Origin of the sequence: Shuttleworthella sp. MSX8B, assembly GCF_000524295.1 — a bacterium.
In the GTDB taxonomy this organism is placed as follows: Bacteria; Bacillota; Clostridia; order Lachnospirales; family Lachnospiraceae; genus Shuttleworthia; species Shuttleworthia satelles.
In genome coordinates this window covers 1-10486 of the sequence record NZ_JAQT01000023.1, presented here as the reverse complement: position 1 = coordinate 10486, position 10486 = coordinate 1, and the positions used below count along the sequence as shown (strand labels likewise).

Below are 10486 nucleotides of genomic sequence, written 5' to 3'. Positions count from 1 at the left end.
TCCATAAGGTGGGTAGCTTCTATGATCAATGGGATTAGCTATCAACACGTTTTGTCCTATAACCCTCTTTTTTCAAAATAGGTGTGTTATATTTACAATGGACAAAGCGAACGGGAAAACAAAAAACACCCGAGCCGCCGAGTCCATTTTCTTTTGCAAAAGAATACCGGCAATGATGAGCGTCAGATCATGACTTCGAAAGAGGTTGTGAGCCTGGCGCTTTTTGCGTGAGCAATGAGGAAAATGGAAGCCGTGCTTGCACGAGCTGACATTTGACGAATGCCGCGACAGTCTGAGGCTCTGCCTCAGACCTTGCCATCAACCCAAGGCCGAGGATGACGATCCGGAGCCGACACAAAAAGCGAAAGGATAAAACACACTATGGATTATGAATCATTCAAAGAGAAGTTCGTAGAGGACTTAAAGGACAGACTTGATGACCAGGGCGCTGATGTAAAGGTTTCGGTCAACACCGTAAACAAGCTCAACGAAAGCTACGAGGCAGTAACGGTCACGCCGGAGGGCAGCAACATCGGAGTGAACATCGGGATCGATAAGTTCTACGATGCGATGGAAAACGGCAGATCCTACGATGAAGTCGTAGATAAGGCCGTTGAGGTCGTGAACAGCGGTATCACCCAGAGACCTGACTTCGATATCGATTCCTTATCTGATTACTCTCAGATGAAGGAAAAGCTTGCGATGGAAGTTGTTTCCGCGGAAGCCAATAAGGAGATGCTTGAAACCGTACCTCATCAGAATATGGAAGATATGGCGGTTGTTTACCGCTTCGTCTTAAATTCCGATGATGAAGGCAGAGCATCCATCCTGGTTACCAACCAGCTGCTTGAAAGCATGGGCGTTACTCCCGAACAGCTTCATGCTGATGCGATGGAGAATGCGCCACAGATCAAGCCCGTCGAGATCAAGGGCATGAGCGAAGTCATGGCCGAGATGATGGGAGTTGAGCAGGCTGAGATGATGGGAATCTTCCCGGTGGCTCCTGAAGATGAGAAGATCTTCGTTGCAACAGTACCCGACAAGGTACACGGTGCCGGGGTTCTTGCTTATCAGAACTTCATGGATCAGGCAGCTGAAAGAGCTGGCGGAGACTTCTATATCTTACCTTCGAGCATCCACGAGGTCCTCATCGTTCCTGATAACGGAGAGATGGGGCTGAAAGATCTTGAAGCGATGGTTAAGGAAGTCAATGCAACTCAGGTTGCTCCTGCGGATAAGCTTACTGACAGCGTTTACCACTATGACAGTCAGGCAAAGATCTTCGAGCTTGGTGAAAAGTTCGTAGCACGTCAGGCTGAAAAGGAGGAGGAACACGCTGAGGAGAAAGGTGAGAAATCTGTTCTTGGTGAACTGAAAGCCAAGAAAGAGGAGGTCGCCAAGGCTCCTAAGAAGGAAACCATCGATAAGGGGGCAAAGGCCAAGGGTGGCGAAGCACTCTAAGCAGAAACCAAAATCAAACGTTTGAGGCTTAAGGCGTCAGGCTGTGGGAAGTTCCCCGGCTTGGCGTTTTCTTATGCCGGAAAGGAACAGATATGTCAGATAAATGTTATACACCGGTCATTGCCGGATATGGGAATTCTTATACTTCGGTTCTCGGTAAACCGATCCCAAATGCACATCCCAGCAACTGTAAGTATGAGTGCCCTTATGGAAAGGACAGAGCATTTTGCTTTCCCTGCTATGCCAAGATCATGAGCGAGCACAGAGCAGCCAGAAAAGCAGCTACTGAGGGAGTGTGATGCCATGCAGTTCGACTACTTTTATCCGGAGGAGTCGGAAAACTATGTATTCTACAGAACTCCCAAGGTTCTTTGTACGGATAAAAGATTCCGGGGACTTTCTTCGGATGCAAAGCTTTTGTATGGGATCCTTTTGGATCGTATCCAGCTTTCCAAGAAAAACAGATGGATCGATGAAGAAGGGCATGTCTATATGACGATAGAAAGCATTGAACTGGCTCTCGGCCGCTGTCATCAGAAATCCTGCAAGGTCCTGAAGGAACTTGTGAATTTCGGACTTGTGGATCAGAGCGCAGAGGATCAGACTTGGAATGACCCAGGAGGAACTGGCAGAAGCATTATATGTAGAGAAGTCTATAATCTCCTACTACGAGAATGATAAGAAGGAGATGAGAGCCAGCGGTCTGGCAGAGATAGCCAAAGTACTTCAGACTACGCCGAATTATCTGCTGGGTTTTGCAGATAATAATGATGGATTTGCGGACGAAGCGCTTGGTTTGTTGCGAGATGTGAAGGATCAGTCTGTAAGAGAGATTCTTTTGAAGCAGATCAGGGCACTGATTTGAAAAATGTATTGCGTTTGCCCGTACATTGGCTTATAATATGGGTAAAAGAAAGGGGCGTGATGATATGGCAGCTAAATCAGCAAATCTTTATGCAAGAATAGAGCCGGATGTTAAAGAACAGGCTGAGGGAATTCTGGCTACTTTGGGGATCCCGGCATCTAATGCTATCAATATGTTTTATAAGCAGATCATTCTAAATAGGGGGCTTCCGTTTGAGGTAAAGATTCCAACTGCGAGACCTGTTGATATTTCGAGAATGAACGCAGAGACTTTGGACATGGAACTTGAGAAAGGATATGCGGATATGCAGGCAGGGCGTACCAAATCTGCAGCTCAGGTTTTTGCGGATATCCGAAGGGATTATAATGTATGAAATATGATGTTACCTTTACGGAGCAGGCTGAGAACGATCTTCGCGGTATCTTTGAGTATATAGCATTTGATCTTCTTTCGCCTGAGAATGCAGCCGGACAGCTTGACCGGATCGAAGAAAAAATCCTTTCCTTGGGAGAGTATCCGGAGAAGTTCCGGCAATATGAAAGAGAGCCCTGGAAGAGTCGAAATACACGAGTTGTGCCTGTTGATAATTATGTTATTTTCTATATCCCCGATAAGACAAAGAAATTGGTTACAGTGATTCGGGTTATGTATTCCGGAAGAGATGTAGATAAGCAGCTTGATGAATTTACAAAGTTATAATCATAAATCCTATGAGGCGTATGAGACATTTGGTTTCATACGTCTTTTCTTTTTTACTTTTTTGAGTTGACTACCGGTCAACAGAAGTTGACCGTTTGACGAACGATTTATTCCGTGGTGTTCCGTAGAATTGCATGTGTAAGCAAGAGGTGACGCAAGCCGGCAAGCCTAACCTCCAAGAAAGAAAATGGAGGTGCGAACATGTGCATTACAGAAGATAAGTTGGTGGAAAGCTACGGGAAAGCAACTCCCCGCGAACGCTTCCGACTGATCTACAAGAACTACAGTATCTTTCCACAGCTGGTGGACTGCTACGAAACCGGACTGTTCAACCGGATCCTCTTTGAGGTCGAATACAACAGACGGAAGAAAAATGATGACGACCTGGGCGTGAGGATCCAGACCAGTCATCGCAGCGATCCGACAGCCGCAAAAGCGATCGAGCACATCATGATCCGCGATGCCATCGAGGAGTGCAATTTCTCCGGGAACATCTTGAAGGAAACTGATGATCCCGAGAAGCATAAGCGGGACATCCTGACGATCCATATGATGCGCAGGGAATACGAGGTCTTTGATACAAGCCTCAAGGCACTTCCCCTGGCGGAATTCAAGATCACCTACAGTCATCTGCATGACGGGAGAAAGCTCGTAGAGATCGCGGAGGAAGAAGATAAGGCGTATCAGACGATCCTGAATATCGTATCGAAAACAAGAAAAAAGCTGGAAGGCAAGACGATTGCTTTCTTCAGGGAAACCATACAGGAGGGTTAGATCATGGGATATAAGAGAAAAGAATATGAGAATATGGAAAGCCTTTTTACGAACGGTAAGAAGAAGTTCGTGAAATATGAAGAAGGCGCAGCGATGTACTCCATGGGGATCCATGCGTTTACCGAACTTGCCAAGGAAGCGAAAGCAATCTACCGCATCAGGAGGATCGTTCTAGTAAATACGGAGATCATCGACGAGTACATCGAGAACTTCAGAGACATTTAATGGAACAGTATGGAATGAAAATAAGATGCACAGCTTTCAAAAAAATACATTGATTTTTGTGGGGCATTAAATATAATGTGAGTAGAGATCTGAAGGGAGCAGGAAGATGGCAAAACGCGGAAGGCCTACGGTAGAAGACAAAAAGTACATTAAAGTTGGCTTTAGAGTTACCGAGGCGGAACGCGACAGACTTTTGGCATACTGCGAGAAGATGAATCTCACCCAAGCACAGGTCTTTAAGGAAGCACTTGAGCTCCTTTACAAGACTAAACCCTAAGAAAGCTGTGCCTCTCCAAAAAGGAGGTAAACAGATTGGCACAGAGCAGGAAGGACTCCCGCGGTTATGCGCTCAGAAGCGGTGAGTGTCAACGGGCAGACGGACGCTACTCTTATTCTTACACTGACAGAAACAGAAAGCGTCACACCGTCTACGGAAAAGATCTCGTGGAACTTTGAAAGAAGGAATAGCAGATCAGACGCGATCTGGAGGATGGATTGGATCCCCAGAGAGCAGAGCGTGTTACAGTCAACGAGGTATTTGATTCGTACATCAAACAGAAATACGACCTCAAGCCTACGACCAGGACGAATTACGTTTATACCTATGATCACTATGTTAGGGAGACTTTCGGAAAGCGACGGTTGATACAGGTTCGTTATACAGATGTCAGGGAGTTTTACTATTCTCTCTTATTAGAGGAGAAGCTTTCCCCGGCAACAGTTGATAACGTTCATACCGTGCTTCATCCGGCATTCCAGATGGCAGTCCGTGATGGACTCATCCGTGTAAATCCGGCAGCCGGAGTTCTCGGAGAGATCAAGAAGAGTCATGTATGGGTTAAGACCAAGCGTAAGTCGCTCACGGTACCTGAGCAGAAAGCATTCATGAACTATCTTTATTCCAACCATCAGTATCAGGGATGGAAACCGGTCATTACAGTTTTGATCGGAAGCGGGATGAGGATCGGAGAATGCCTTGGCCTCAGATGGGAGGATCTGGATTTCGAGAACAGGATCATCGATATCAATCACAGCCTTGTGCACCGCAAAGTGGATGATTCGGGAACCAACTTCCACATCAACACTCCGAAGACGGAGGCAGGATGTCGCAGGATCCCGATGATCGGTGAAGTGTATGATGCTTTCCTGGAGGAATATCAGATCCAGCAGATCACCGGATTTTGTACACAGGAGATCGATGGTTATTCAGGGTTCGTATTTGCCAGTTCAGGTGGAACGATAACGATACCTTCCGAAGTGAATCATGCGGTCCACAACATCACGGCAGACTATAATAAAGAAGAGACTGCCAAAGCGAAGAGAGAAAAGAGAGAGCCTCTGCTCCTTCCGGATTTCTCCGCACACCACTTGAGGCACACCTTCTGCACCAGGCTTTGTGAGAACGAAAGCAACATCAAGGTGATCCAGTCGGTCATGGGCCATAAGGATGTTCAGACTACTTTGGATATCTATGCTGACTGCACCGAGGACAAGAAGAAGGAAGTCATCAAGAACATGGAAGATAAGATTTTTGTATTGTAAAAGTGCCTGTGAAAACAGTGCATATTTTTCACACAAAATACCATACGTCTTAGTCCATAGAGCAACCGTCTTTTTAGGTTTGACGCACCCGGTACCACACGTTAAGACATCACCACGGAACGGGATGTAAAGAGTCGGGAAACGCTAGATGGATTAAGGCGGAATATAGAGGAGCAGGGTGGAACGGAGTGTACAAAAACCCCAAATCCGTCCCGACGATGAAGAGCTTGAATGATGTGAATAAGAAAAATGATGTGAGAGAGTCGGCTTCTGGCGCCGCCGGGGGGAATGGAGAAGCAGAGCCGGAGACAATCGATTTTTCCAAGGTTAAGATTGAGCCTTTATTTGAAGAGGCAGTTGATTTTGATACATTTTCCAAGTCGGATTTCAGAGCGGTAAAGGTGAAAGAATGCATTGCAGTACCAAAGTCAAAGAAACTCTTACAGTTCACTCTTGATGATGGAACAGGCACAGACAGAACCATTTTAAGCGGAATTCACGCATTTTATGAGCCGGAGGAGCTGGTTGGCAAGACCTGTATCGCCATCACAAATCTGCCTCCGAGAGCCATGATGGGTATCGAATCCTGCGGTATGCTTCTCTCCGCTGTTCACGAAGAGGAGGGCGAAGAAAAGCTTCATCTTCTGATGGTTGACGACCACATTCCGGCAGGTGCGAAGCTCTATTAAGATGAGAAAACTGAGCTTTTGGCAACCTTTATGTGCTTGCAAAAGGCAAGGTCATAGTTGGCGCGGTTGTATTACTGCAAGAAGATGACCATTGGTCGGACAAAAAAGATTTGCCCGCTTTTTATGTACACAAGCTTGTGACAGCTATTAGAGCGGTGGGAGCAGGTAAAAACACATAAGGCATCTGTGGGAGGCTTTATCTCTTTCAGATGTCTTTTTGTATGGGGAGAAACCGGAAAGGAGTTAATGTGTCGTCTTTTGACGCATTCATGGCACTTTGCACAATATTGCAATTAGGCCCCATTGCTCGCTCTGATCCAACGGTGAATTATAATTACTTGCCCATTAACTCTCCCTTTGGTAAGATGCAGGAAAGTTAATGGGTAAGTTAAAAGCGGAACACTCTGATCAAATCAGGAGGGAATGATGGCAATTCCGATCAATATAGAAGAACTGCTTCGTCAGCAGGTGATAGAAAGTACACGTATAGAATACAAGGCAGATTGGAATCCAGAACCGATTTTGCATTCTATTACAGCTTTCGCTAACGACTTTGACAACCTTGGCGGTGGCTATATCGTAATAGGCGTTGAAGAACAGAATGGATATCCGAGATTTCCGGTAAAAGGCTTGGATAAAAATATATTGGATGATATTCAGAAAGATATCCTTAATAAGTGTAACTTTATAGAACCACGATATATACTAATCATAGAACCGGCGCTGATCGACGGACAAGATGTTCTTGTTTTGTGGGTTCCCGGAGGAGATGACAGACCCTATAAATGTCCGGTCAAAATATACACGGAAAAGGGAGGGAGAAAAAGTGAAAAGGCATATTATATTCGAAAAGGCTCCAATACCATTCGTACAAATGCACTGGAAGAACGAGAGCTGATCGGTCTGGCAAGAAATATTCCGTTTGACGATAGAACAAACCCTCACGCGCAAATCGCAGATATGCGCTCCAGTTTGCTTTCGGAGTATCTTCACGCAGTTGACAGCGAATTATACGAAGGTTCGCTTTCCCGCACAGTTGAAGATGTGGCGAGAGATATGAGACTGATCGGAGGTCCTCCGGAAGCAAGAAAGCCCATCAATATAGGATTGATGTTTTTCAATGAGAGACCGGATCATTTCTTCCCATATAGCCAGATTGAGGTAGTGGACAAGCCTGATCCGACTGGAATCGGGATGAGAGAAAGAATTTTTACCGGGCCGCTTGATCGACAGCTGCGGGACGCGTTGTCGTATATCAAAAATTATGTCATAGCGGAATACGTCACGAAGGTTCCAAATCAGGCAGAGGCGATCCGTGTGTACAATTGGCCCTACAGGGCTGTTGAGGAAGCCCTTAGTAATGCCGTTTACCATCGCTCCTATCAGATTCATGAGCCGATTACTGTAACGATAACGCCGGAACGAATGGAGATCCTGAGCTTGCCGGGACCTGACCGATCAATAACGGATCATGATCTGGAAAACAGAGTGTTGGTTTCGAGCCGGTATCGGAACAGACGTATCGGCGATTTTCTCAAAGAATTAAAAATGGTTGAGGGAAGGAATACCGGGATTCCACTAATCGTGAATGAGATGAATAATAACGGCTCTGATTTGCCAGTTTTCAAAACGGATGAGGACAGAAGCTATTTTAGAGTGGTCCTCCCTGTTCATCCGGCATTTCTTGAGAAAAGTAAAGATGACAAGAAAGAGCCCAAAATGGGGAACCGCTCCAGACGCAGGAACAGAGAAGAACTAAAGAAGCTGGTTCTTGAAGCATTAAAACAAAAAGGTGATCTTTCCATGAATGAGTTGGCTGTGGAGCTCGGATATAAGAGCTTGAACGACACACTCCGAGCCGTTGTGAAAGAGATGCTGGAAGTCGGAGAAGTTACATATCTTTATCCGGACAAACCGAATAGCAGGAATCAAAAAGTTTCTCTAAAATCCTCCAAGAATAGTCGTTAATAAATTGCAAATGGAAAAGATGTTTGCAACTGCATACGGGGAGTGTATTGCATTCAGTATTGAAAATGGAGAACAAAGTATGGAAGCAGAAGTGATAGATTTATTTTGTGGTGTAGGCGGATTGACAAGGGGCAGATCATCCAGCACGAGTGCGATCATCTTGAAGGGATCATTATTTGAGATATCGGAGCGCCAAGCGTTGATGAAATAATGGAAAGATGAGAATTATCGTATGTTGAAGTCCCTAATAAAAGAACATCCATTCCGCTTTAGTGTTCTATGCTCAATAGTTGTCGGATGCATAATTTTTCTGGTGATAATTGTATTAGGTAAAGTCCGGGCAGAGGAGATTGTGTTAGCCTTTCTATTTTCGCTGGTTGTAAGTGCATGCATTTTTTATCCCTTTCTGATCCTTGTAATGGAAGTCACGTACCTGATCCTGGCTGCCATAAACAAAGAGAGCCCGTGTGCATGGCAGGTTGATCAGGTGGCTCTATGGTATGTAATGCTTCTAGAATATATATATGTGAGACTTATTGGTGCGACCGGGTCGGACTGGATGATTCAGCTTACCAATGGGGAGAAGCATACGCCGGTATATACTGGGTCCTGGCCGATTATTTTCTTGATTGCTGTTCTGGCGATTGTCGGATACTACTACCTGAGTTTCAGGCCAATGAAAAAAATGCCACCGCTGATGGCGGTCATATCTATCTCTGCCATGTATCTTGGTATTGTTGAACTGATTGTATTTTCGGTTCAGGTCATTGGAGTACAAGGTGATGATCTGGCTTTTATGCTTCTGATCTGGCCTGCCAGTCTGGTGCTGATGTGTGCAAGAACGATTCTCGCAAGGGTCCGTGAGTGGGAAGTGCTCCCCATGGAAAAGAGGAAAATTCACCAGAACCGAATTTTAAATACAATGGACGGGTTATTGTCGAAAGCATCATTCTGGCCATTATGGGGGCTGATTCTGGTACTGCCTCTTCTTGGAATCCTCATCGCAATTCTTATCCTGTTCGGACAGGCTCCGGATTCAGTCATCAAGGCATGGACGGAGACTGCAGACTGGAGACTTTCCACAAAGCAGGCACCGCAGAATATCTTTCACGATGAACATTACCTGTGCACGGTGGCTGCAGGTGGTCATCAGAAGATTGTGAAACCGATCCGGATGGGCGTTCGACATGGGCATCCGGTGATCGTAAACCGGCAGCTATGCGTTGCAAATGCCTTCGAGCAGGTGTTGGAAGAGAAGACGCCACATTTTCATAAAGCGGTAAGAGCTTTTTATGATTGCTATGGATTTCCAATTGCGAAAATGATCCGGAAGAGCTGGGTTGCGGATCTGGTCTATATTTTGATGAAGCCTCTGGAATGGGTATTCCTCATCATATTATATCTGACTGATGTTCACCCGGAAAATAGGATAGCGGTTCAGTATATGGGAAAGGAGCCGTCGATTCAAGAAATCCGTCATCTCGGAATACGAGAATGATAAGCGGGCAGTGACGTTGGTAATGCTGCCCATTCTGACAGAAGCTCTTGGTTCCACCATGGATTATCTGGTAACTGGACAAGCTTAGGAACTCCTTTCTTCAATAAGGTAGTTTCCATTGCACCTGATAAACCTGCTTTGGACAAGTCATTTGTCAGACTAACTGCAACACAGAGACCTTCCAGAGTAAATGCAACAGTGTGTTGCATTTACATTGAAAAGTTTCGGTGAACATAATCACATGCTACCAATGGATGGCTGACCTTGTGTATTATTCATATTCGGGTCATAATCATAATGAAGTACGAGATAGAGGCCATGAAACGATATAGTATTTGCTCCTTGAATATAGGAAGCGATGAGGAGAGAGCTCAGGAAATGCCGGTGGCATAGAATGGCAATGATTATCTTCTAAAGAATAATTTGTGAAAACAAGTCAATAAAGACAAGAAGGGAGATCGTGTCTGATGGAAGGGGAAACAAGAAGGCAGGATTTGCTGAAACAGCTCCTTGAGAGCGCGGAGTCAGATGCGGCGAATGAGGAATTGCTGGATAAGTTGGTCGCGCAGAATCTCAGTGTAGATCTGAGCCAGGATGATGACTTTGAGACGAGAGGGCAGAAGGCGGCAGACGCGGTGGCAAAGTTCGCCGGAAGCTGGGCCTTTATTGTCAGTTTTATTCTTGTCCTGATCGGTTGGATGTGTATCAATCTTCTGTTGGCGTCTGGGGCATTTGACCCCTTTCCTTTTATTCTGCTAAATCTCG

Annotated in this window: 14 protein-coding genes and 1 pseudogene; all 15 read left to right on the top strand. The window is 45.5% G+C overall.

Annotation, left to right across the window (positions count from 1 at the left end; translation table 11 throughout):
• The first annotated feature begins 381 nt into the window (after positions 1-381).
• Positions 382-1461, top strand: coding sequence for a DUF5688 family protein (locus tag HMPREF1508_RS06200; RefSeq protein WP_044960422.1), 1080 nt, complete (start codon positions 382-384; stop codon positions 1459-1461).
• A gap of 92 nt (positions 1462-1553) precedes the next feature.
• Positions 1554-1760, top strand: coding sequence for a hypothetical protein (locus HMPREF1508_RS10210; RefSeq protein WP_156923193.1), 207 nt, complete (start codon positions 1554-1556; stop codon positions 1758-1760).
• A 4-nt stretch (positions 1761-1764) separates the two neighbouring features.
• Positions 1765-2139, top strand: a complete 375-nt coding sequence (locus HMPREF1508_RS10885) for a replication initiator protein A (RefSeq protein WP_084640264.1) — start codon at positions 1765-1767, stop codon at positions 2137-2139.
• Entirely contained in the window at positions 2039-2326 is a 288-nt protein-coding gene (locus tag HMPREF1508_RS06190; protein WP_278244582.1) for a helix-turn-helix domain-containing protein, read from the top strand. The genes HMPREF1508_RS10885 and HMPREF1508_RS06190 overlap by 101 nt, the downstream gene beginning before the upstream one ends.
• Positions 2327-2390: 64 nt before the next feature.
• Entirely contained in the window at positions 2391-2699 is a 309-nt protein-coding gene (locus HMPREF1508_RS06185; RefSeq protein ID WP_022154901.1) for a type II toxin-antitoxin system RelB/DinJ family antitoxin, read from the top strand.
• On the top strand, positions 2696-3025 hold the full coding sequence (locus tag HMPREF1508_RS06180) for a type II toxin-antitoxin system RelE/ParE family toxin (protein ID WP_022350368.1): 330 nt from the start codon (positions 2696-2698) through the stop codon (positions 3023-3025). Before HMPREF1508_RS06185 ends, HMPREF1508_RS06180 begins: the two co-directional genes overlap by 4 nt.
• A gap of 201 nt (positions 3026-3226) precedes the next feature.
• Positions 3227-3799, top strand: coding sequence for a hypothetical protein (locus HMPREF1508_RS06175; RefSeq protein ID WP_044960409.1), 573 nt, complete (start codon positions 3227-3229; stop codon positions 3797-3799).
• 3 nt (positions 3800-3802) lie between these two features.
• On the top strand, positions 3803-4024 hold the full coding sequence (locus tag HMPREF1508_RS06170) for a DUF6462 family protein (RefSeq protein WP_044960407.1): 222 nt from the start codon (positions 3803-3805) through the stop codon (positions 4022-4024).
• A 106-nt stretch (positions 4025-4130) separates the two neighbouring features.
• On the top strand, positions 4131-4301 hold the full coding sequence (locus tag HMPREF1508_RS10205; RefSeq protein WP_139221536.1) for a CopG family transcriptional regulator: 171 nt from the start codon (positions 4131-4133) through the stop codon (positions 4299-4301).
• Positions 4302-4336: 35 nt separating this feature from the next.
• Positions 4337-4480, top strand: a complete 144-nt coding sequence (locus HMPREF1508_RS10715) for an integrase DNA-binding domain-containing protein (protein ID WP_330365288.1) — start codon at positions 4337-4339, stop codon at positions 4478-4480.
• Between the two features lie 39 nt (positions 4481-4519).
• Positions 4520-5566 carry a tyrosine-type recombinase/integrase gene (locus tag HMPREF1508_RS06165; RefSeq protein WP_330365287.1) on the top strand — a complete coding sequence of 349 codons (1047 nt, stop codon included), beginning with the start codon at positions 4520-4522 and terminating at the stop codon, positions 5564-5566.
• 212 nt (positions 5567-5778) lie between these two features.
• Positions 5779-6255 (top strand): annotated as a pseudogene (locus HMPREF1508_RS06160) (lysine--tRNA ligase); the annotation flags it as partial.
• Between the two features lie 426 nt (positions 6256-6681).
• Positions 6682-8223 carry an RNA-binding domain-containing protein gene (locus tag HMPREF1508_RS06155; RefSeq protein WP_044960401.1) on the top strand — a complete coding sequence of 514 codons (1542 nt, stop codon included), beginning with the start codon at positions 6682-6684 and terminating at the stop codon, positions 8221-8223.
• Positions 8224-8455: 232 nt separating this feature from the next.
• Positions 8456-9721, top strand: a complete 1266-nt coding sequence (locus HMPREF1508_RS06150; protein ID WP_084640262.1) for a DUF6688 domain-containing protein — start codon at positions 8456-8458, stop codon at positions 9719-9721.
• A gap of 467 nt (positions 9722-10188) precedes the next feature.
• A partial coding sequence (locus HMPREF1508_RS06145; protein ID WP_044960398.1) for a DUF1003 domain-containing protein occupies positions 10189-10486 on the top strand: 298 nt, incomplete at its 3' end.

Bases quoted from the DNA above. Each gene is read 5' to 3' on its own strand.
- HMPREF1508_RS06185 (WP_022154901.1), top strand. From the start codon at position 2,391: ATGGCAGCTAAATCAGCAAATCTTTATGCAAGAATAGAGCCGGATGTT.
- HMPREF1508_RS06150 (WP_084640262.1), top strand. From the start codon at position 8,456: ATGTTGAAGTCCCTAATAAAAGAACATCCATTCCGCTTTAGTGTTCTA.
- HMPREF1508_RS06180 (WP_022350368.1), top strand. From the start codon at position 2,696: ATGAAATATGATGTTACCTTTACGGAGCAGGCTGAGAACGATCTTCGC.
- HMPREF1508_RS10205 (WP_139221536.1), top strand. From the start codon at position 4,131: ATGGCAAAACGCGGAAGGCCTACGGTAGAAGACAAAAAGTACATTAAA.
- HMPREF1508_RS10885 (WP_084640264.1), top strand. From the start codon at position 1,765: ATGCAGTTCGACTACTTTTATCCGGAGGAGTCGGAAAACTATGTATTC.
- HMPREF1508_RS06175 (WP_044960409.1), top strand. From the start codon at position 3,227: ATGTGCATTACAGAAGATAAGTTGGTGGAAAGCTACGGGAAAGCAACT.
- HMPREF1508_RS06200 (WP_044960422.1), top strand. From the start codon at position 382: ATGGATTATGAATCATTCAAAGAGAAGTTCGTAGAGGACTTAAAGGAC.
- HMPREF1508_RS06170 (WP_044960407.1), top strand. From the start codon at position 3,803: ATGGGATATAAGAGAAAAGAATATGAGAATATGGAAAGCCTTTTTACG.
- HMPREF1508_RS06155 (WP_044960401.1), top strand. From the start codon at position 6,682: ATGGCAATTCCGATCAATATAGAAGAACTGCTTCGTCAGCAGGTGATA.
- HMPREF1508_RS10210 (WP_156923193.1), top strand. From the start codon at position 1,554: ATGTCAGATAAATGTTATACACCGGTCATTGCCGGATATGGGAATTCT.